Origin of the sequence: Rhodobium gokarnense, from assembly GCF_025961475.1 — a bacterium.
Taxonomy (GTDB): domain Bacteria; phylum Pseudomonadota; class Alphaproteobacteria; order Rhizobiales; family Rhodobiaceae; genus Rhodobium; species Rhodobium gokarnense.
Genome location: NZ_JAOQNS010000001.1, coordinates 193619 through 215645, shown reverse-complemented (window position 1 = coordinate 215645; position 22027 = coordinate 193619). Strand labels below are relative to the sequence as shown.

Here is a 22027-nt window from a genome sequence, read left to right as displayed (position 1 = left end):
GCAGGTGGATGACACTTCGTGGCTGGAATGCCGACCAAGAAGATCGAGAATGGGGATGGCCGGCTGCGCCATGCGGCGCGCAGCGTCACGCTGGAAAGCGTCGCGCGGCTTGCCGGCGTCGCCCCGACCACGGTCTCGCGCGCGCTCAACCACCCGGAAAAGGTCGCCGCCAAGACCCTGAGCCGGATCCAGGACGCCATCGCCTCCACCGGCTACGTTCCGAACCTCCTCGCCGGCGGGCTCGCCTCCAGCCGCAGCCGCCTGATCGCGGCGATCGTCCCGAGCATCGCCAACCTCGTCTATGCCGAAACCATCCAGAGCTTCACCCGGCGCGTGCGCGAAAGCGGCTACCAGGTGTTTCTGGGCGAGACCGGCTACGACCCCGATGCGGAGGAGGAACTGGTCGTCACGGTGCTGAGCCGGCGCCCCGACGCCATCTTCCTCACCGGCATCCACCACTCCGCCACCTGCCGCCAGCGCCTGCTCGCCGCCGGCATCCCGATCGTGGAGACCTGGGACATCACGCCGACGCCGCTCGACATCGCCGTCGGCTTTTCCCATTCCCGGGTCGGCCACTCCGTCGCCGCCTATCTCCACGACCGCGGCCACCGCACCTTCGGCGTCGCCTCCGCCGACGATCCGCGCGCGCGCCTGCGCAACCGGGCCTTTACCGCCGAGCTTGCCGAACGCGGCATCGACCGGGTGGCAACCAGCTACCTCTCCCCCGTCAGCAGCCTGGAACTCGGCCGCCGCGCGCTGGCCGACCTTCTGGCCACGACGCCGACGCCGATGGCCGTCTTCTGCAGCTCCGACACGGTCGCCCAGGGTGTCCTGGTGGAAGCCCAGGCCCGCGGCCTGGCAAGCCCCGACGACGTCGCCATCGTCGGCTTCGGCGACCAGAATTTCGCCGCCTTCACCTATCCGGCGCTGACCACCGTCAAGGTCGACCGCGTCACCATCGGCGAGCGCTCGGCCGAAGCGCTGCTCGCCCGCCTCGACGACGAACCGGTGGAGGAAAACGTCGTCGACGTCGGCTTTGAGATCATCGCCCGCCAGACCGCCTGAGCGAGCCCCGGCACGGACGCGCGATCCGCCGCGGCCCTCCACCACAAAATGACCGTTTTCTGCAGGTTTGGTGCCGCGGCTTGCGGACCGCCGTCCGCCGCAATCGTCGCCGTTCCCCAGCGCCTCGACGCTGCCGGGAGGCCACCAGCGTTAACGGAATCTTGCAGATTTTGGTTATTCAATGCTTGCCGCCGTCGCCGGTTTTTTATGCATTTTCGGTGCTTTGCGCCGGATTGCGCCCGTCGGCGGACCGAAGGGGCGAATGGGGATATCGCAACGAGGCAAGACATCGAGGAGCCCGCGGGCTCCGGGATGGGAAGGCAAGCGTATGAGTTCCGAAGTGATAATGCGTCCGCCGCGGCGCGACGACCCGTGCAGATCGCCAAAGACCCCGCTCTGCGGATCGGGGGGCCGGCCATGACCGGACATGTTGGAGCGCAGGCGCAGGGCGCGCCCGGCCGCACGAAGCGTCTTGCCTATGCCGGCCTTGCCGCGGGCGGCCTCGGCGTCCTTTTGGTCCTCGTCATGCTGGCCGTGCTCGCCCACAGCTTTTCGCAGCTCTCCGAAGGCCTTGTCGGGCGGCCGGACTTCAAGCGCATCTCGGCCAACGAGACCGGCCCGGCGGCCGAAAAGGCCGCCCCGGTGAAGACCGCGCGCGTGGTGACCATTCGGCACAGGAACCGGACGATCAAGGCAGACGCGCCGGGAACATCCGAAAAGGCCGAGGCCGTCGCGCGCAACGACCGCCAGGACCGGTTGCCGACCGTGGCCGAAACGTCTGTCGAGGAGAAGCCGCAGCAGGCCAAGGCGGCCCCGGCCGTTGTCGGCCAGCCGGTCTCATACGCCCTCGTCTACGACCCGGCGGACCTTGCCCGCCAGTCCTCGACCGTCTGGCTGACGGGTGGCCTTGACGACGACATGCCGGGCCTTTTGGCGCCGGCCGTCACCATGGTCGAGAGCGGCCAGGTCGCAGCGCTCGCCCTTGCCATCGACCTCGACCAGCGCTTCGCCTTTGCCCACGACCCGGCAACCTACGGCATCGTCACCGGCGCCGTCCCGGAGGCCGGCACCCGGATTGCCACCGAATCCCTGCCGGTCGATTTCGCCCGGCCGATGCCCCGCCCGCAGATCGCCGCCGATGCCGGGACCCGAACGGTCGCGAGTCTCGCGCCCGAAACGCCCGACCTGCCGGTTTTTGCCGATGTGCGGCCGCGCCCGCGTCCGGAGCGTCCGGCAAGGGCCGTGCGCCGGGATGTGGCGGCAACGCTCGCCTACGCGTCGCCCGAACCCCGTGAGACAGAGGTCGACGGCGAGACCTCGAGCAGCATCTTCGGAAAGCTGTTCCGGGGCTCCGACGGCTCCGAACTGCCCGGCCCCGGCAGTCGCGTCGCCGTCTACGTCATCGAATCGGCAACCGTCCACATGCCGAACGGCGAAAAGCTGGAGGCCCATTCCGGCCTTGCCCACATGCAGGACAATCCGCGCTACGTTACCAAGAAGAACCGCGGCCCGACGCCGCCCAACCTCTACAATCTGGTGATGCGCGAGCGCCGCTTCCATGGCGTCGAGGCGATCCGCCTGTTGCCCGCCGACGGCAAGAAGAAATTCAACCGCGACGGCCTCCTGGCCCACACCTACATGTACGCCCGCGGCGACAGCTCCCAGTCCAATGGCTGCGTCGTCTTCAAGAATTACGACCGCTTCCTGACCGCCTTCAAGAAGGGCCGGATCAAGCGCATGATCGTCGTCCGAACGCTCGACGAGCTGCCCACCTACATGGCGGCTTTGTAAGGGCGCTTCCCATAAGAGACGAACGGCAAGGCGGCCTCACGCCTTGCCCGAGCGGTCCCACCAGCTCGACAGCCGGTCCGTCAGGATCCGGTCCGGAATGCCCTCATAGTGCGAGACGTCGTTGAGGAGCCGCAGCCGGGCCCGCGAATCCGTCATGAAATCGAGGATCGAGAGGGCGGCCGGGCTCTGGTCGAGCCGGTCCCGGTAGCCACGAACGTCGAAGCCGAGCAGGCTGCTGATGACGAGCCGGTTGGTGCCCTTGTGGGAGACCACGAGGACATTGCGATGCCGGTGCGCCTCGACGATCCGCCGGATCACCGGCAGCGCCCGGTTGAGGACGTTGACGCCGGATTCCCCGCCCTTCGGGGCGATCGTGAACGGGTCCTCCTGCCAGATCGCATATTCCTCGGCGAAATCCCGCTCGACCTCCGAGCGGCTCTTCTCCTCCCAGTGCCCGTAGTCGATTTCGCGAAGCCCCTCTTCCAGGGTCGGCTCCAACCCGTGCGGTTCGGCGAGGATGGTCGCGGTCTCGATCGTGCGGTGCATCGGGCTGGCATAGACCGCATCGAGGTCATGGCCGCTGAGCCGCTCTGCGAGGTGGGTCACCTGCTGGCGCCCTTCGTCGGAAAGGTGCACGTCCGAGGAGCCGGCAAACCGGTCCTCCGCGGTCAGGGTCGTCGCGCCATGGCGCACGAGAAAGATACGGGTCGGCACGGGCCAGGGCTCTCCTTGCAGCAATGCGGGCCGGCATCTTGAACGAGAACAAGACGGCCCCGCAATCCCCAATTGGGCGGTCCGCGGCCCGCCGGCGTCCGGGCGACACCCCGGTTCGGCCTGATTTCCCTTAAGGAACCCGGCCGCGCCGTGCGGCAACGATTTTGCCGCACCAGAAACCGGACGCCACCTTCATAGCAACGTCATGTTCTTAATTAAGAATACTTAGTAACCGTTGAAAACAAAGAGCTTTCGGCCGGCAGCATCGCTCCGGCCGGAAAAATGCCTTTCCGACCAGTCTCCAAAAATCACGGGGTGTCATTCATGACCATTCGCTCTCTGCTCCTGTGCACCACGGTGCTGACGGGGCTTTCCACGGCCGCCTTTGCTGCCGAGATGTCCTTCTCGCCGGTCAAGTTCCCTGAGACCGATACCGAGAAGCGCGCCGCGGTCGCCTCCGAGGCCGTCACCGTCGACGGCACCGAGCACAAGATCGGCTACCACGTCCTCATGCGCTCCGGCGACATGGACGTCGGCATCCTCACCGACAAGGACGGCAACCCGGTCAAGAACGAGGACGGCTCGATCCACGTCTCGGTCGACGCCGACTTCACCTCGCTGCTGCCGGTCGGCGGCAAGCTGTTCTCCGTCAGCCATTTCGAGTCGCGCCCGGGCGCCATGTATGTGAGCGAGCTGAAGCAGGGCGAGGACGGCCTGCTGACGGTCGTCTCCACCAAGCCGGTCGATTTTTCGGCCTTCGGCGGCCTGTGGGTGCCGTGCGCCGGCTCGGTGACCCCCTGGGGCACCCATCTGGGGTCCGAAGAGTATCCGGCCGACGCCCGCGCCATCGAGGACGCCAAGACGATCGAGGACATCGACGACTACAACAAGCCGATGGTCCGCTATTTCGGCCTCAATCTCTCCGACATGACGGTCGATGACTTCCGCGCCGCCTACAATCCCTACCGCTACGGCTTCGTGACCGAAGTGACCGTCGCCGAGGACGGCACCGCGACCCCGCAGAAGCATTTTGCCACCGGCCGCGTCGCTGTCGAGCTCGGCTATGTCATGCCGGACGAAAAGACCGTCTACATCTCCGACGACGGCACCAATGTGGGCCTGTTCCGGTTCGTGGCCGACACCGCGGGCGACCTGTCCGCCGGCACGCTCTATGCCGCCAAGTGGACCCAGACCTCCGACGAGGGCGCCGGCGCCGCCGACCTTTCCTGGATTGACCTCGGCCACGCCGACGACGCGTCGGTGCAGAAGCTGATCGAGGCCGGCACCAAGTTCTCCGACATCTTCGAGGTCGGCGAGATGGCCGAGGACGGCACCTGCGGCGAGGGCTTCATGGGCTCCAACGCCGAGGGCGCCGCGGAGTGCCTGAAGGTCAAGGACGGCATGGAACTGGCCGCCTCGCGGCTCGAGACCCGCCGCTACGCCTCGATGATGGGCGCCACCACCGAGTTCCGCAAGATGGAAGGCATCACCTTCGATCCGGCGACGTCCAAGCTCTATCTGGCGATCTCCTCCGTCGAACGCGGCATGGAAGACAACGCCAAGAACGGCAAGGCGACCGACAAATACGACAAGGGCGGGCGCAACGACATCAAGGTCGGCTCCAACAAGTGCGGCGCCGTCTACGAGCTCGACATCGACGGCGACATGGTCGCCAGCACCATCCGCTCGGTCGTCGAAGGCAAGGAAACCTCCTACGAGGACGGCAGCCCCTATGCCGGCAACAGCTGCGACGTCGACGCCATCGCCAACCCGGACAACCTGACCTTCGTCAAGGGCACCCGCACCCTGATCATCGGCGAGGACACCGGCTCCGGCCACCAGAACGATGCCATCTGGGCCTACAATATGGACAGCAAGGAGCTGACGCGGATCATGACGACCCCGTATGGCTCGGAGACCACCTCGCCCTACTGGTATGGCGACATCAACGGCCACGGCTACCTGATCGCCGTCATCCAGCACCCCTATGGCGAATCCGACCAGGACAAGCTCTCCGACGCCGCCGACGCCCGCGCCTATATCGGCTATGTCGGCCCGTTCCCGGCGATCGCCGAGAAGTAGGCGACCTACCGGTCACGATTGACCGGACGACACATTCGGCGGTCGGGAGACACTCCCGGCCGCCCGCATGCCTGACGGATGGACCGGATGTCTCGCGTAATGGAGCAGGACGTCATGATGCACGGAACACTGTCGCGCCGCGGTGCGATAAAAATCCTGGCGGCGCTGTTCCTCGGCCCCCTCCTGGCCCGCCAGGCGACGGCCGCCTCGCTGTCCGCCCCCCCGCCGGAACCGGGCATGGTGCTGAAGCGGCTGCAGAAATGGGAATGCACCAACGAGGAGTGCGAGCCCTATGTCTACGACCCGTCGGTCGGCGACCTCAACGTACGCGACCTCGACAGGCCGATCCCGCCGGGCGTTGCCTTCGAGGACCTGCCGGACGACTGGATCTGCCCGATCTGCAACGATCCGAAACGCGATTTCGAACCGATCGGCGACTGGGTCGAAGTCTGGGTAAAGGCATGAGCCCCTGTTTTGAGAAAGCGCCGGATGCCGGCGGGAGGTTTTTGAGATGACGAAGCACCGGCAGACCCGCGTCGCGGCCCTTCTCTCGGCAACGGCCGTCCTCGCGCTCATGGGATTTGCGACCGGCGCGGTCGCCGCGGACCTTACCGACAAGACGCTGCACAATCCGACCGCCTATATCCCGAGCCAGTGCTACACGAAGATCGTCGACGACGCGCACCGCGTGCACAATCCCTGCTTCACCTGCCATGCGCGCTCGCGCGCACCCACCTGGATCCACGACGACGACCTGCAGATGAGCTACGCCCTGCCGGCGCCGGCGCTCAAAAATCCCTGGACGAACCTCTTCAGGGACCGCTCCGCCGAAGTCGCAGCGACCAGCGACGCCGACATCCTCGCCTACATCCGCACCGACAACTACCGGACCGCCGATGGTGGCCTCGCGCTCGCCAAAAAACTCGCCGACCTGCCGGCCGGCTGGGACGCCGACGGCGACGGCACATGGAGCGGCTTCGTCCCCGACTGCCATTTCGCCTTCGACGACGACGGTTTCGACCGCGATCCGGCCGGCACGCCCACGGGCTGGCGCGCCTTTGCCTATGCGCCGCTGCCGGGCGGCTTCTGGCCGACCAACGGCTCAACCGACGACGTGCTGATCCGCCTTGCCGCGCCCTACCGGCAGAATGCCTCGGGCAGCACCGACCTTGCCGTCTACAAGCTCAACCTTGCCATCGTCGAAGCCCTGATCGCCCGCCGCAATGTGCCGATCGAGGCCACCGACGAGACCCGCTACGGCGTCGACCTCGACCGCGACGGAAGCCTCGGCACGGCCACTGAGGTGACCTATGACTGGGCGCCGCTGGACGGCCGCAACATGTCCTTTGTCGGCGCCGCCAAGGCGTTGCAGGAGGCGGGCGAGGCACCGCTCGCCGCCGGGCTCTATCCGCTCGGTACGGAATTCCTCCACACCGTGCGTTACATCGACATCGACGACGCCACCGGCGAGGTGAAGATGGCGCCGCACATGAAGGAGGTCCGCTACATGGTGAAGACCCGGTGGCAGACCTATGCCGACCGCGAGGAGGGCCACCTCGCCGAGGCCAAGGAACGGGCCGACTTCCCCGACCGCATCGCCCTCTTCTTCGGCGATTCCGAACACGGCATCTCCAACGGCACCGGCTGGCGCCTGCAGGCCTTCATCGAGGCCGCCGACGGCAGCCTCAGGCCGCAGACCTTCGAGGAGACCGTCTTCTGCATGGGCTGCCACGGCGGCGTCGGGGTCACCGACGACGACGTCTTTGCGTTTTCCCGCAAGCTCGGCGCCGGCGCCCATAAGGGCGGCTGGTACCACTGGACCGAAAAGGGCCTTCGCGGCGTGCCGGATCCGATCCGCGCCGACGGCGAGCCGGAATATGCCTACTATCTGAAAAACAACGGCGCCGGCGACGAATTCCGCAACAACCGCGAGATCATCGAAAAGTTCTTCGACGAGGCCGGCAAGTTGCGCCCGGAGATGCTCGATGCCCTGAAGGACGACGTCGCCGTGCTGCTCTATCCCTCGGCCGGGCGCGCAATGACCCTCAACAAGGCCTACCGGCTGATCGTCCGCGAGCAGAGCTTTGCCAGGGGCCGCGACGCCGTCGTCGCGCCGCCCAGGAACGTCTACGAGGACGCCTCCGACGCCGACGAAGAGAACGCGCCCTATGTCGCCGGCCGCCGGCCCCTCGGCGCGCCTTACGCGCGGCAGAGGGCGGCTTCACCGGTCACGACGGCCGACTGACCGGGCTGCAAAGGGCGGGACGCCGCCGGATCATGTGAGAGAGACGCGCAGCCGCGAGGGCGCCTCAAGGCATCGGGAGGTCGATGCCCGCGGTGATCCTTTAGGTCACACCACATGCGGCCAGATGAGCCGGCGGGGATCGTTACGCTCGGCCGCCGCCATCGCCTCGGAGATGATGTCGTAGCCGTTCTGGACGTGTTCGCGCATCAGGAACTCGGCCCGCTGGCTCTGGCGCAGCTTGATGGCCTCGTAGATGCGCCGGTGCTCCTTGGCATAGCGCTTCAGCGACTCCACGTCCGAGGCGATGTGGACGACGTCGAAGATCCGCGGCACCCGGTAGACCGAGCGGGCGATGCGCTCGAACATGTTGCTGTCCACGGCCTGCAGCAGAAGGCCGTGGAAGCGGATGTTGAGCTCGTGCCAGGTCTTCACCTCCTCCGGCGACAGCGCGCTGGCGGCATCGAGGATCGCCTCGCTGCGGTCGAGGCATTGCGAGAGCTGGCGGTCGAGTTCCGGCAGCAGGCCGCGCTCCGCCGCGATCCGGCAGCTATGGCCCTCCAGCAGCGCCCGCATCTCGTAGCTCTCCAGGAGGTCCTTCATGCTGAACTGGCGCACCGTATAGCCGCGGTGCATCTCGTAGGTCAGCAGCCCCTCGTTTTCGAGCGCGGCAAGCGCCTCGCGCACCGGCGTGCGGGAGACGCTGAAGCGCGACGCCAGCTCCATTTCCTTCAGCTTCTCGCCCGGCGCCAGGAGACCGTCGAGGATGAGCTGGCGCACGGCATCGACGATGTCGTCGGTGGTGCCGGACGCCCGCGGTGTCTGGGTCGCGGTCTCGGGCATGGTGGTTTTCTCCCTCTTGCGGAGGACCGCGTTCACGCGGTCTTTCTTTTGTTGGTCAGGATACGCGCAATGACCGTGCCGACAAGCACGGTTGCAAACAGTCTCAGCGTCTGCAGCGTCAGCACGAACGCCACGTCGGCCCGGCTTTCAAGGGCCAGGATCGCCACCGTGTCAAGTCCGCCGGGGCTCGTCGCCAGGAACGCCGTCACCGGGTCGCGGTCGGCGAACAGCACCAGCAGCCAGGCGGAGATCGCCGACAGCAGCACCAGCGACAGGATCGACACCAGCATCACCGGCAGCGAGGCAACGAGCGCGCGGAACATCTGCCGGCGGAATTTGAGGCCGATGGTCCAGCCGATGGCGATGAAGATGGCCCACGCGAGCCAGCCCGGAAAATGCAGCGCCGCCGGCGCCCAGATATTGACCGCACCGCCAATGAGGAGCGGCCCGATGATGGCGCCGGCCGGGACCCTTGAAAAGACGCCGATCACCGCGCCGACGACGGCGACCCCGATCGTGCCGCCGAAGCCGGCAAGCGACGGCGCCGCCGCTTTGGCCGTGGCAACGACCGCCCCTGGATCGACCATCCGGAACAGCGCCTGCGTGACAAGCGAGGCGATCAGCACCACCACCAGCACCCTGAGATACTGCATGACCGCGACAAAGCGCATGTCGCCGCCGAATTCGCCGGCCATCAGGATCATCGCCGGAGCCGCCCCCGGCAGCGCGCCCCAGGTGCCGGTGCCGGGCGGCAGCCGGCCGCTGCGCTCCACCAGCCAGCCGACCAGGACGGCCGCCGCGAGCATGGTGGCGAGCGCCAGGCCGAGCGCCACCCAGTAGTCGGCGATGTCGCGGAAGATCGACGCCTCGATCATGCCGGCGAGCATCGCCCCCATCAGCGCCTGGGCGGCGAGGAACGAGGCCTTCGGCAGTTCCAGTTCGGCGCCGGCGAGCGCCACCGCGACCGCCGCGACGATGGCGCCGAGGATGACCGCGCCGGGCATATGGACGGCCTTCAGCACGGCGATGACGGCGGCCGAGAGGACCCCGAGGCCGGCCCATTGCAATGCGAGCGCCCGAAAAGACGCTGTCATGACGGTTTGACCGCTCCCGTCCCGGCCACCCCGATGCCGGCAAGGACGCCTTCGGCGATCTCTGAGCGGGTCTGCGGCATCTCGGGGAAGTGGCAGGCGACCTGGTCGTCCCCGAAGGCCTGAAGGTCCGGCTCCCGGCGAACGCAACAGGCCGGCCGCACCTGACCGTCGGCCTCGACCGTCTCGACGCCCGGGGCCTTGGCCATCAGCGCCGCGCGGTAGCAGCGCGGATGGAACCGGCAGCCGCTCGGCACCCTGGTCGCCGACCCGATCTCGCCGATGGTCAGCGCCGACTTCTTCTGCGGCGCGCCATGCACCCGCGGCATCGGTACGGCGGCAAGCAGCGTCACCGTATAGGGGTGCAGCGGCCGGCTGTAGAGCGAGGCCCTGGAGGCGAGCTCCACCATCTTGCCGAGATACATCACCATGATGCGGTGGCTGACATGGCGGACCACGGCAAGGTCGTGGGCGATGAACAGGAACGAGAGCTCGCGCTCGCGCTGGATCTTCTGCAACAGGTTGATGATCTGCGCCTGGATCGAGACGTCGAGGGCCGAGACCGGCTCGTCGAGCACCAGCACCTTCGGATTGAGGGTCAGGGCCCTGGCGATGCCGATGCGCTGGCGCTGGCCGCCGGAGAACTGGTGCGGATAGCGGCCATAGGCGGCCGGATCGAGCCCGACGAGGCGCATCAGCCCGGCCACCTTGCGCGGGCCTTCCGCATCCCAAAGGCCGTGCACCTTCATCGGCTCGGCAATGGACTCGCCGATGGTGACACGCGGATCGAGCGCGCCGTAGGGGTCCTGGAACACCATCTGGATGTCGCGCCGGGCCGCCCGCGCCTTGCCGGGAGGAATGCCGGTCAGCTCCCGCCCGCCAAGGAACACCTGGCCGGACGTCGGCTCGACGAGCCGCAGGGCGATGCGCCCGAGCGTGCTCTTGCCCGAGCCGCTCTCGCCGACAAGGCCGAGGGTCTCGCCGGACCGGATGGTGAGCGAGACGCCGTCGACGGCGCGCACCACCTGGCCCTTCTTGCCGAACAGGCTGCGGCCGCCGCCGAAGGTGCGCACCGCATTGTCGATCCGCAGCACCGGCTCGCTGGAAAGCTCTGACGGGTTCATGGGCGGACCTCCGCATGGACGAGTTCGTCGGCGTGCAGGCAGGCGCTGCGGTGGCCGGGGCGGTCGCCCGGCACCAGCGGGGGCCGCACGGTGCAGCAGTCGGCGCGGCCACGGCCGAGGTCGCAGCGCGGCTCGAAGGCGCAGCCGGGCGGCAGCTTGGCAACGTTGGGCGGCTGGCCCTCGATTGCCGGCAACTGCTCGGTGACGGCTTCATCGAGGCGCGGGATGCTGCGAAAGAGCGCCCGCGTATAGGGATGGAGCGGCGCCGAAAACACCTCCTCGATGGTGCCGGCCTCCACCACCCGCCCGCCATACATGACGGCGACGGTGTCGGCATATTCGGCAACGAGGCCGAGATCGTGGGTGATCAGCACCAGCGCCATGCCGAGTTCCTCGCGAAGGCTTGCCAGCAGATCGAGGATCTGCGCCTGGACGGTGACGTCGAGCGCCGTCGTCGGCTCGTCGGCGATCAGGACCTTCGGATCGAGCGCCACCGCCATGGCGATCAGCACCCGCTGGCGCATGCCGCCGGAAAGCTGGTGCGGATAGTCGTCGATGCGCCGCTCCGGATCGGGGATCTGCACCTTGCGCAACAGGTCCACTGCCCGCGCCCGCGCCTCCCTGCGGCCGATCGAAAGGTGCGCACGCAGCACCTCGACGATCTGCTGGCCGATGGTAAAGACCGGATTGAGCGCGGTCAGCGGGTCCTGGAACACCATGGAGATCGAAGCGCCGCGCAGCCGCCGCACCTCCTCGCGCCGCAGCCGCTGGATGTCGGCGCCGTCGATCCAGGATTCGCCGGCGCTGACCTTGCCGCCGGGCGGAACGAGGCCGAGGGCGGAGAGGAACGTCATCGACTTGCCGGAGCCGGATTCGCCGACGACGGCGAGCGTCCTGCCGGGCCGGACGGCGAGCGAGACGTGGTCGACGACGACCGTCGGCTCCGCATCGCCCGGAAAGACGGTGGTGAGGTCGCGCAGCTCCAGCGCCGGACGCACCCGGTCCGGTGCGGCGGTCGGCCTGGTGGTGGCGGGCTCGACCGCGGCAACGTCGGCGGTGGAAGCGTCTTCGGAAGCGCGCGAGGTCACGGCCCTGGCCAGTTTGGATACGGCGTTCATGGCGTCCACCTCACAGCATCCGGGCGCCGGAGGAGCGCCGCATCTGGGGATCGAGCGTGTCGCGCAGCCCGTCGCCGAGGAGGTTGAGGGCGATCACCGAGACGGCGATGAACAGCCCCGCGGAGAGCGAGATCCACGGATTGCTCTGCAAAAAGCCCTGGCCGTCGGAAATGACATTGCCCCAGGTCGGCGTCGGCGGCTGCACGCCGAGGCCGAGGAAGCTGAGTCCCGCCTCGCCGAGGATCGCCGTCGCCGCGCCGACGGTGGCGACGACGATGACCGGCGGCAGGCTGTTCGGCACCACGTGCAGGAAGAGGATGCGCGCCGTGCTCATGCCGATCGAACGCGAGGCCTCGATATAGGTGCGCGGCGCGATCGTCAGGACGACGGCGCGCATCACCGCTGCGACCCGCGGCGCATAGGAGAGCGAGATCGCCAGCACCACCGATTCCAGCGACGAGCCGCGCGCCGCGACCAGCGCCAGCGCCAGGAGGAAGCCGGGAAAGGCGAGCAGGATGTCGATGATGGAGACCGTGATCCGCTCGATCCAGCCGCCGAGGAAGCCGGCCGCGCCGCCGACGACCATGCCGATGCCGAGCGACAGGACGGTGCAGGCGAGCGCCACCTCCAGCGAGATCCGGGCGCCCCAGATCAGCCGCGAGAGCACGTCGCGGCCGAGCTGGTCGGTGCCGAGCCAATGCTCCGCGGAGGGCTGCGCCAGGGTGTTGATGATGTCGGTCTTGGTCGGCGAATAGGGTGCGAATACCGGCGCGCCGACGGCCAGGACCGTCAGCACGGTAAGCAGCACCGCGCCGATCAGGAAACCGGGGTGGCGCAGGAAGCGGCCGAGGGAGGTGCCGGAAAACGGCAGGGAAAGCGTGGTTGCGGCCATGGGTCAGCGGCTCCGCAGTCTCGGATCGACCAGCCCGTAGGCCATGTCGAGCAATGTGTTGATGGCAACGACGGAAACGGCCAGCACCAGCACGCCGGCCTGGACGAGCTGGTAGTCGCGGGCGGTCACCGCCTTCAGGATCATGGTGCCGATGCCCGGCCGGCTGAACACCACCTCGACCAGGATGGCGCTGCCGAGCGCCCAGGCGAAGGTGACGCCGATGATGGCGATGACCGGGATCAGCGCGTTCTTCAGCGCAAGCTTCCAGATCACGGTGCGCTCCGGCACGCCCATGGCGCGGGCGACCTTGACGTAGTCCTCGCTGAGGATTTCCAGCATCGCCGAGCGGGTCAGCCGCGTCACATAGGCGGCGACGGAAAGGCCGAGCACCAGCGACGGCAGGATCAGGTGGTAGAGCTCGTCGAGCACCTCGCCCGACGAACTGGCGCCCAGCGCCGGCAACAATTGCAGCTCCTGCGAGAACAGGAGGATGCCGGCGATGCCGAGCCAGAACACGGGGAACGAGATGCCGAGCAGCGCGACGATCATGATCGCGATGTCGGCCCAGGAGCCCTGGCGCACCGCCGTGACGATGCCGAGGGGAACCCCGACGATCACGGCGATGGCCAGGCCGATGAAGGCAAGGGCGGCCGATGGCGGCAGGCTGGAGAGGATCTCGTCGAGCGCCGGCCGTCCGGTGATGACCGACTTGCCGAGATCCCCGGTAAACACCCGCCCCATATAGATGAGGTACTGCTCGAAGACCGGCCGGTCGAGACCGAGCTGCCTGCGCAGGGTCTCGACCGCCTCAGCGGTCGCATAGTCGCCGAGGATGTATTCCGCCGGGTCGCCGGGGATCGCACGGATCAAAAAGAAGGTGACCGTGACGATCCCGAGCACCGTTATGACGAACTGCGAGGTCCGCCCGAACGCCTTGCCAGACATCATTATTCCTCGATGGAGACCGGGTAGGCGCTCATCGTGAAGAGCGAGTTCTGGGTGAAGCCCTTCACCTTGTTGGTGTGGGCGATGAACAGGTGGTCGGTGAACAGCGGCACCACCGGCAGGTCCTCGGCCACCTTCTTCTGCATTTCCGCATAGACCTTCTTGCGCTCCTCCGTGGAGGTCGCCGTGCCGGCAGCCTGGATCAGGTCCTCGATGCCCTCATAGTGGGCGGTGTTGAGGCCCGGGGGGAATGCGGACCGCGACAGCATGGACAGGATCGGGCTGTCCGGATCGGGCGCGCCGACGACGCCGGTGATCACGGTGTCGACCTCGCCCTTGTTGCGGGCCTGCAGATAGGCGCCGCGTTCCAGCACGGTGATCTTGGGCTTGAAGCCGACCGCTTCCAGGTCGGCGGCGAGCGCGACGACGACCTTGTCATAGGGATTGAAGGCCGGGGCGACGAGCTCGATCTCCGCGCCGGTGGCGCCGGCTTCCTCAAGCAGGGCCTTGGCCTTTTCCGGGTCGTACGCGTAGGTCGCAACGTCGTCGGTGAACTCCTGGAACGACGGCGTCAGGACGCTGGCCGCCTCGCTCTTGGTGCCCTTGAAGAAGCCCTCGATCAGCCCCTTGCGGTTCAGCGCATGGATGATCGCCTGGCGCACCTTGAGGTCGTCGAGCGGCTTGTTGGTCGTGTTGAGGACGAGGTTGATCGTGTGGTTGGCGTCGCGGTCAAGCACCGTCACCTTGTCGCTCGCCTGCAGCCGCGAGATCACCGCCGGCTCCTGCAGGCCGAAGAAGATGTCGATCTCGCCGTTCTCCAGCGCGACGGCGGCCGCCGTCTCGTCCTTGATCAGCCGGAACAGCAGTTCGTCGACCTTCGGCGCGCCTTCGAAATAGTCCTTGTTGGCGACGAGGCGCACTTCGCGGCCCGGCGTCCACTTCTCGAACACGAACGGGCCGGTGCCGATCGGATTGGTCAGGTACTGGTCCTTGCCGATGTCGGCGAGCGCCTTGCGCGAGACGATCCAGCCCTGGTTGAAGGCCGCGACCTTGTGCAGGAAGCCGGAATTCGGCGCCTTCAGGGTGATGACGACGGTCATCGGGTCCGGCGTCTCGATCGTGTCGATGGCGGCGAACTGGCCCTTGTAGTTGCTGCCGGTCTCCGGATCGAGCACGCGCTCGAAGGAGAACTTGACGTCGTCGGAGGTCATCGGGCCGTAGCCCTTGTGGAAGGTGACGCCGTCATTGAGGTGGAAGGTGTAGGTCGTGCCGTCCTCCGACACCTCCCAGCTCTTGGCGAGATCGGGGACGATCTCGTTAGTCGCCTCGTCGTATTTGACGAGGCCGTTGTAGATCTGGGTCGCCACCGTCTGGTTCTCGATCTGGAAGATGCGGGCCGGATCGAGGTTGCCGATGTCGCTGCCGATACGGGTGGTCAGGACGACCGGATCGGCCGCAAATGCCGGAGAAACCAACCCTGCACCGAGCATGCCGGCGACGAGGATGGCTCCGAACCGCCTGCGCGAGAGTTGGAAATCGTGATTGGGGAACATGGTCCACCTCACTTTTGGTTGGCGCCGATCATGCCGTCGGCTTGGTTCGCAAGATTGCATGCAATCTGAATTTTGCACACGATCCCGCGCTTGCAGATTATATGCCAATGGCTCGCAGAACAGATCGATATGTTCATAAACTATTGAAATAATGTATTTTTATGGGATTTTATCGAATTGATGAAATTTTGGGCTATCAGGGTTATCGCGTATATCCTGTGCATAAAATCATCACTTCCCGCTCAACATTTGAACTTTACATACAAAATTTTCGGCTTGTATTCTGAGTGGAATCGGGCACGCAGCCTCCACGCAAGGAAAGGTTTCAGCATGGCAGACTTGGACGTCTTCGAACGGCAGGGCTTCGGTAAGCCCTTGGGATATGGGACGAAAACGGCCCTCCTGATCATCGATTTTCAGATCTGCTTCCTCGACGAGGACGGCCTCGGCGGCTTCAATCTGAAGCAGGCGATCGATGCCACCGCCGAGCTGCTGCCGGCCGTTCGCGCCGCCGGCATGCCGGTCGCCCATGTCCGCTTCGTCGCCCCGGGCACGCCGGGCGGCATCGGCACCTTCGCGGAAAAGGTTCCGGTCCTCAACGAACTGACCCGCGACCATCCGGGCGCGCCGTTCGTGCCCTCCGTCGCGCCGATCGCCGGCGAATACGTCATGGAGAAGGAGCACGCCTCGGCGTTCTTCGGCACCTCGTTCTCCACCTGGCTGCGCACCAGCGCCATCGACACGCTGCTGGTCACCGGCTGCACCACGTCGGGCTGCGTGCGCGCCAGCGTCGTCGACGCCTCGGCCTATGGCATGCGCCCGATCGTCGTGGAGGATTGCGTCGGCGACCGCGCCAAGGCGCCCCACGACGCCAGCCTTTTCGACATGCATCAGAAATATGCGGACATCAAATCCCTCGGCGAGGTGCTCGGTGACCTGAAGCAGGGCCTCGCCGCCTGAGCGGATGATTTCACCATCCTCCAGCATGAAAAGAGGCGGGGAGCCGGTTTCTGACCTGCCCCCCGTCTCACCTTCCTCCCCCGAGCCCGCAAAGGCGCCGACGGCCCCGGCCGATCGGGCGCGCCTGCCGGACTGTCCGCAACATTGGAAGAACGCTTCGATGGAACCCTTTGAACTGACCGCCAGCGAAGCGGCCGCGCGGATCCGCGACGGCCGCCTGACCAGCGAGGCCCTCGTCCGCTCCTGCCTGGAGCACAGCGCCGCGCGCGAGCCGGAAATCCGCGCCTGGCTCCACCTCGATCCCGACCAGAGCATCCGCCGCGCCCGCGAGATGGACAAGCGTGGCGGCAGCGGCCCGGTCTACGGCATTCCCTTCGGCGTCAAGGACATGATCGACACCGTCGACATGCCGACCACCTACAATTCGCCGATCTTTGAGGGCCACCAACCGGCCAAGGACGCCGCCTGCGTCGCCACCATGAAGAGCCGCGGCGCCGTCTTGATGGGCAAGGCCGACACCGTGGAGTTCGCCTCCTTCGGCCGCACCGCGGCGACCCGCAATCCGGCCAAGCTCACCCATACCCCCGGCGGCTCGTCTTCCGGCTCGGCCGCCGCGGTCGCCGATCTGCAGGTGCCGCTTGCCTTTGGCACCCAGACCGGCGGCTCGCACATCCGCCCCGCCTCGTTCAACGGCATCTACGCGCTGAAGCCGACCTGGGGCGCGATCAGCCGCGAGGGCGCCAAGCAGTACTCGCCCTCCTTCGACACCGTCGGCTGGTACGGCCGCTCCGTCGACGACCTCGGTCTCGTCGCCGAGGCCTTCCGCCTTGAGGGCGCCGACAGCGGAGCAGCCAGTCCGGAGATCGGCGACATCCGCGTCGGCGTCTGCAAGTCGCCGGTGTGGTCGGCGATCGAGCCGGCCGGCGAAAAGGCGCTGGAGACCGCCGCCGACCGCCTGTCCAAAGCCGGCGCCAAGGTGTCGTCCTTCGAGCTGCCGGTAGAATACGACCCGCTGTTCGACGCCCACGACACCATCCTGCGCGGCGAGGGCCGCTCGTCCTTCCTCGACATCTACCTCGCCGAGGGCCACCGGCTGCATCCGGGCCTTGCCAACCATTGCGAGGAGAACAAGGGCGTCACCATGCAGGACGTGGTGCGCGCCTATGACATCGTCGATGCCTGCCGCATCCGCTTCGGGACCTTCTTCGACGAGATGGACGTGATCCTGACGCCGGCCTCGCCGGGCTTTGCCCCGGAAGGCCTCGGCTGGACCGGCAACCACATCTTCAATTCGATCTGGACCGCCGTCCACGCGCCGTGCCTTGCCGTGCCCTGCATCCGTTGGGACAATAACCTGCCGGTCGGCGTCCAGTTCGTCGCCCCGCGCTATCGCGACGCCGACCTCATCCGCATCTGCAAGGCCCTCGACGGCGCGATGCAGGAGAAATAGCGGCCCGCCACCCTCTGGCGACGACAGCGCCGGGAGCGTCGCAACGCGCCCGGCGTTTTCGTGCGCGCGTCGATCGCGGCCGACTGCGACACCGCGCCTTGGTTGCAGTCCCGTAGCGGCAAGAGCGTCCGCGCGGGAAAGTCGTTATGATCGCTCGGTGGCGACGCCTCAGAAGCGATCGCTGCACCGCACGCGTTCATTTCAGGGAGTGCCGTCGGCCATGAACCCGAGCGCCGCCTCCGGCGACCTTGCCCGCGACGCCTTTGCCGTGCTGCTGCCGGCCTTCGCGACCCTCGACTGCCACGACGCCGCCCTGCCGCTCATGGAGCGCGGCTGCACATCCGTCCTCATCGGCGAGACCCGGGCGGAATACCTTGCCCGGCGCATGTCGGCGGAGCGCCTCGCCGCCGAGACCGAAGAAGTCTTTTCCGGCGCGATCGCGCACCTGCGCGAGGCCTCTCCCGACCTCATCGTCGCCGTCGACCAGGAGCCAATCGGCATCCGGCGCCTGCAGGGCCTCGCGCCGTTCCTTGCCGAGGATGAGGAAATCTACAGCCTCGACGACGCCACGATCGAACGCCGCGCCTTGGAGATGGCAAGCGTGGCGCGCCGGCTCGGCGTGACCATGTTCCTGGCGCCGATCCTCGATGTCGTGACCGGCCGCAACGACTGGCTGTCGGGCCGTGCCCTCGACGCATCGCCCGAGGAGATCGGCCGCATCGGCGCGGCCTATATAAGCGGCGTTCAGGCGGCCGGCATCGCCGCCGTCGCCAAGCATTTCCCGGGCTTCAGCGAGCTCGCACGCGATCCGGCGATGTACGATGTCGCCCTGGACACGCCCCGCGAAACGCTGATCGCCAACGCGCTGCCCTTCCGGACTGCGATAAGCGCCGGCGTCGCCGGCATCATGCCCGGCCCAGCGCCCGTCGCCGCCCTCGATCCGGACGACGCCGCCTGCACGTCCCGCGCCGTCATCGATCTTCTGAGGGGCGAATTCGCATTCGGGGGACTGGTGGTGACCGACGACCTCGACGCCCCGGCGACCCTTCGCGATCGACCGCTTGCCGAAGTGGCCGTCACGGCGCTCGCCGCCGGGGCCGACCTGCTACTGGTCGTCGGAGGCGATCATTTACACGAGGTCGTCGACAGCATCCTGGAAGCCGTCGCGGACGGCAGGCTGCCGGAAGACCGGCTCCGCGACGCCGCCCGCCGCGTGCGTGCGTTTGCCGCCGCCCCCCGAGCTGTCAGCCGAAACGGGAAATACTGAACGGCTTCATGTCGATCGGCGGGGTCCGGCCGGCGGCAAGGTCCGCGATCAGGCGGCCGGTGGCGGCACCCATCGTCAGGCCCAGATGGCCGTGGCCGAAGGCGAAATAGGTCTTGTCCGCGTTCGGCGCCTTGCAGATCACCGGCAGGCTGTCGGGCGTCGACGGCCGGTGCCCCATCCACGGGGTGACGTCGTCGGTGCGAAGGTCCGGCAGCGCTTCCCTGGCAAGGTCGAGGAGCCGGTAGGCCCGCTGGTAGTTGGGCTCCGCATCGAGCTTGGCGAGTTCCGCCGTGCCGGCGATGCGCACGCCGTCCAGCATCGACACCGCGCCGAACTTCTGGTCGCCGAAGACGACCGGCCGGTTCAGTTCGACACCCGCATTGCGCAGCATCAGGTGATAGCCGCGCTCGGTGTCGAGCGGCACATAGGAGCCGAGCTTCTTGGCCCACGGCTTGGAATAGGCGCCGGCGGCAATGACGATCTCGTCGACCTTGCGGCGCCCGGTGGAGGTGATCAGCGTGCGCGTTCCATCGGCATCGATCTCAAGGTCGTTGACCGTCTCTTCCAGCAGTTCGCCGCCATCCTCGCGGAATTTGTTGGCCAGCGTCTGGGTCAGCACGGCCGGATCGAGCGTGCTGATGCAGTCATTGAAGAGCAGCGCGTGCTTGTAGATGCGCGCGATTGCGGGCTCGAGCTGCGCCAGCGCCTCGGCCGGAATGGTCTCGATGCGGATGCCGTGGCGACGGCGCATGTCGTGGGCCGAGCGCGCGGCCTCGAACGCCGCATCGGTCTTGTAGACATAGAGCTCGCCGGTCTCGCGGATCAGCGACCAGGCATCGGCCGCATCGAACAGCGGCTTGAAGCTGTCGACGGCCAGTTGCAGGATGCTGGAAAGCGCCGTTGCCGCCGCCTCGACCCGGTGCGGCGCCGCCGCAGCGATGAAGCGCAGCAGATAGGGCGCCAGCCGCGGCAGGTACTGCCAGCGCACGACGAGCGGCCCGTTCGGGTCCAGCATCATGCCGGGGACCTGCTTGAGGATGCCGGGCGTCGCCAGCGGCACCAGGCCGCCGACCTGGATGATGCCGGCATTGCCGAAGGAGCAGCCCATGCCGGGCGCGACCCGGTCGATCAGGGTGACGTCATGGCCGTCCCTGAGGAGCTGCAGGGCGCAGCAGGTGCCGACGGTCCCCGCGCCCAGAACGGTGAAATGTCTCTTCATGGCTCGCCTTCCAATGGCTTTTCGCGACGAGGCGTCAGGGGAGCGTCAGACGGCTGCGACGAGCGCGATCTCGATGCGGATGTCGGGGGCGGCGAGCGCGGCGCCGATGCAGACCCGGGCCGGCTGCTTGCCGGGCACGACCCAGGCGTTCCAGGCATCGGAAATCTTGGCCCGGTCGTCGATGTCGGCGAGCCAGATGGTGGCGGACAGCAGCCGCTCCTTGCTGGTGCCGGCCTCGGCCAGCATTGTGTCGAACTTGGCGAGAATCTCGGCGGCCTGGCCCTCGACCGGCAGGCTGAGGTCGGAGGCGACGATGCCGGAGACGAACAGCATGCCGTTATAGGCAACCATGTCCGACTTGTGGCCGGCGGGCGTGTAATGGGTGATCATTGAAAAGGCCTGTCCTTTCCCGGTCCGTCGCCGCCTGCCGGGAGGGCAGGCGGCATCATGCTGGCGGACCGTGCGCAGCGCATGCCCAAGGTCACCCCGGCTCACGCGCCATGCGTTAGCTTTTTGATTTTGCACGTGTCTCGGCCTCAATGCTGAGAGCCGCTTGGGAAGACACGCTTTTGAGGATCAGAACTTTGGGCGGCGGGCGCACGGAAGGGAATACGGCCGATCGATCATAACAGTTATCGCATATCCGCCATGGCAGGAGGCGTTCTCGCCCGCTTCACCGGTGCTCGGACATCGCCTCGATGGACTTGGCGAAGTCGCGGATATCGCTGCGGATCAGCGAGACCAGCTCCAGGGCGCCGCGCTCGATCTTGCGGTTGCGCGCGGTGGCGATGCTGAAGGTGACCTCGATCCGCGGCTCGCCGATCCACGGCATGAAGACATCGGGCCGGTCGATGTCGCCGCAGACCGACCCGAACGGCACCACCGCAAAGCCGCCCTGCCGGCGGGCCAGCGCCTTTGCGGTCACCAGGCTGTCGACCTCGAAGACGACGTTGAGGCCGACGCCGGCGCGCCGCGCCGCATGCTCGATGGCGCGCCTGAGGCCGTGCTGGCGGGTCTGGGCGATGATCGGCACGCCGGCGAGCCGGGGAAGGCTGAGCTCACTCTCGCCATCGAAGCCGTGGCGGCCGGCAAGTTCCCGGGAGCCGTAGAGCACCAGCCGGTCGGTGAAGACCTGTTCGGCGACCAGGTCGCCGGAGAGCCCCGCATCATAGAGGAGGCCGACATCGATGCGCCCGGACAAAAGCATCTCCTGGATGATGCCGCTGCCGCCGCCGGTCACCTGGACGGTCATGTTCGGGCGCATCTCGTTGTATTTGAGCAGGCAGTCCGGCACGAACGCCTCGCCGAGGAACTGGATGACCCCGAGCGAGATCGAGCCGCGCAGATCGTTGCGCCCGTCGTCCACCTTGTGGCGCAGCGCGTCCGTATCCTTGAGGTAGCGCTGCGCAATACCGAGAAACTCCTCTCCGGTTTCCGTCAGCCGCACGCCGCGGCCGGTCCTGTGGAACAGCTTGGCGCCGATATCGTCCTCAAGCTGACGGATGTAGCGGCTGAGCGAGGGCTGATCGAGACCGAGCACCGCAGCAGCGGCAGAGAAGCTGCCGAATTCGGCAATTGCCGAGAAAAAGTGCAGTTGTTTTTCGTTCATGGGACCCGGGATTGCGATTCCGCCATATCTGTTATGGCAATTACTGGAATTGCCGTAGCAAG

Annotated in this window: 19 protein-coding genes; 8 read left to right on the top strand and 11 right to left on the bottom strand. The window is 67.2% G+C overall.

Annotation, left to right across the window (positions count from 1 at the left end; translation table 11 throughout):
- The first annotated feature begins 27 nt into the window (after window positions 1-27).
- Both M2319_RS01015 and M2319_RS01010 read left to right on the top strand, forming a co-directional pair.
- A complete protein-coding gene (locus M2319_RS01015) occupies window positions 28-1065 on the top strand; it encodes a LacI family DNA-binding transcriptional regulator (protein ID WP_264599926.1) in 1038 nt (345 codons plus the stop codon).
- A 417-nt stretch (window positions 1066-1482) separates the two neighbouring features.
- On the top strand, window positions 1483-2856 hold the full coding sequence (locus M2319_RS01010; protein WP_264599567.1) for a DUF2778 domain-containing protein: 1374 nt from the start codon (window positions 1483-1485) through the stop codon (window positions 2854-2856).
- 36 nt (window positions 2857-2892) lie between these two features.
- Here M2319_RS01010 and M2319_RS01005 read toward each other — a convergent pair whose 3' ends face one another.
- Entirely contained in the window at window positions 2893-3570 is a 678-nt protein-coding gene (locus M2319_RS01005) for a histidine phosphatase family protein (protein WP_264599566.1), read from the bottom strand.
- A 324-nt stretch (window positions 3571-3894) separates the two neighbouring features.
- On the opposite strand from M2319_RS01005, the gene M2319_RS01000 reads away from it, so the two are divergent.
- From M2319_RS01000 to M2319_RS00990, 3 genes are all read left to right on the top strand, one after another.
- Complete coding sequence (locus M2319_RS01000) at window positions 3895-5652, top strand: PhoX family protein (protein WP_264599565.1); 1758 nt, start codon at window positions 3895-3897, stop codon at window positions 5650-5652.
- Between the two features lie 87 nt (window positions 5653-5739).
- Window positions 5740-6117, top strand: coding sequence for a rubredoxin (locus tag M2319_RS00995; RefSeq protein ID WP_264599564.1), 378 nt, complete (start codon window positions 5740-5742; stop codon window positions 6115-6117).
- Window positions 6118-6163: 46 nt separating this feature from the next.
- Window positions 6164-7897 (top strand): hypothetical protein, encoded by a 1734-nt coding sequence (locus M2319_RS00990; RefSeq protein ID WP_264599563.1) that lies wholly within the window; start codon window positions 6164-6166, stop codon window positions 7895-7897.
- 105 nt (window positions 7898-8002) lie between these two features.
- On the opposite strand, the gene M2319_RS00985 is transcribed toward M2319_RS00990, so the two are convergent.
- From M2319_RS00985 to M2319_RS00955, 7 genes are read right to left on the bottom strand one after another with little or no spacing between them, the layout of a single operon-like run.
- Window positions 8003-8737: a GntR family transcriptional regulator gene (locus M2319_RS00985; protein WP_264599562.1), complete on the bottom strand. Its 735-nt coding sequence runs from the start codon at window positions 8735-8737 to the stop codon at window positions 8003-8005.
- Window positions 8738-8769: 32 nt separating this feature from the next.
- Window positions 8770-9831 carry an AbrB family transcriptional regulator gene (locus M2319_RS00980; protein WP_264599561.1) on the bottom strand — a complete coding sequence of 354 codons (1062 nt, stop codon included), beginning with the start codon at window positions 9829-9831 and terminating at the stop codon, window positions 8770-8772.
- A complete protein-coding gene (locus tag M2319_RS00975; protein ID WP_264599560.1) occupies window positions 9828-10952 on the bottom strand; it encodes an ABC transporter ATP-binding protein in 1125 nt (374 codons plus the stop codon). Before M2319_RS00975 ends, M2319_RS00980 begins: the two co-directional genes overlap by 4 nt.
- Window positions 10949-12070, bottom strand: a complete 1122-nt coding sequence (locus M2319_RS00970; protein WP_264599559.1) for an ABC transporter ATP-binding protein — start codon at window positions 12068-12070, stop codon at window positions 10949-10951. The genes M2319_RS00975 and M2319_RS00970 overlap by 4 nt, the downstream gene beginning before the upstream one ends.
- 10 nt (window positions 12071-12080) lie before the next feature.
- Window positions 12081-12962, bottom strand: a complete 882-nt coding sequence (locus M2319_RS00965) for an ABC transporter permease (protein ID WP_264599558.1) — start codon at window positions 12960-12962, stop codon at window positions 12081-12083.
- Between the two features lie 3 nt (window positions 12963-12965).
- Entirely contained in the window at window positions 12966-13907 is a 942-nt protein-coding gene (locus M2319_RS00960) for an ABC transporter permease (protein ID WP_264599557.1), read from the bottom strand.
- Window positions 13908-13909: 2 nt separating this feature from the next.
- Window positions 13910-15460, bottom strand: a complete 1551-nt coding sequence (locus tag M2319_RS00955) for an ABC transporter substrate-binding protein (protein WP_264599556.1) — start codon at window positions 15458-15460, stop codon at window positions 13910-13912.
- 330 nt (window positions 15461-15790) lie between these two features.
- Between M2319_RS00955 and M2319_RS00950 the strand changes: the two genes are divergently transcribed.
- The 3 genes from M2319_RS00950 to M2319_RS00940 all read left to right on the top strand — a co-directional run bounded on the left by M2319_RS00950 (window position 15791) and on the right by M2319_RS00940 (window position 19137).
- The gene (locus M2319_RS00950; protein ID WP_264599555.1) at window positions 15791-16420 is read left to right on the top strand and encodes an isochorismatase family protein; all 630 of its coding nucleotides are present in this window, start codon (window positions 15791-15793) and stop codon (window positions 16418-16420) included.
- Between the two features lie 160 nt (window positions 16421-16580).
- Entirely contained in the window at window positions 16581-17870 is a 1290-nt protein-coding gene (locus M2319_RS00945) for an amidase (protein ID WP_264599554.1), read from the top strand.
- A 220-nt stretch (window positions 17871-18090) separates the two neighbouring features.
- Window positions 18091-19137: a glycoside hydrolase family 3 N-terminal domain-containing protein gene (locus M2319_RS00940; RefSeq protein WP_264599553.1), complete on the top strand. Its 1047-nt coding sequence runs from the start codon at window positions 18091-18093 to the stop codon at window positions 19135-19137.
- On the opposite strand, the gene M2319_RS00935 is transcribed toward M2319_RS00940, so the two are convergent.
- From M2319_RS00935 to M2319_RS00925, 3 genes are all read right to left on the bottom strand, one after another.
- Window positions 19115-20356, bottom strand: a complete 1242-nt coding sequence (locus M2319_RS00935) for an NAD(P)/FAD-dependent oxidoreductase (RefSeq protein ID WP_264599552.1) — start codon at window positions 20354-20356, stop codon at window positions 19115-19117. The two genes, M2319_RS00940 and M2319_RS00935, sit on opposite strands and share 23 nt — an antisense overlap.
- A 45-nt stretch (window positions 20357-20401) precedes the next feature.
- Window positions 20402-20746: a RidA family protein gene (locus tag M2319_RS00930; protein ID WP_264599551.1), complete on the bottom strand. Its 345-nt coding sequence runs from the start codon at window positions 20744-20746 to the stop codon at window positions 20402-20404.
- Window positions 20747-21029: 283 nt separating this feature from the next.
- Window positions 21030-21965, bottom strand: coding sequence for a LysR family transcriptional regulator (locus M2319_RS00925; RefSeq protein WP_264599550.1), 936 nt, complete (start codon window positions 21963-21965; stop codon window positions 21030-21032).
- Window positions 21966-22027: the final 62 nt, after the last annotated feature.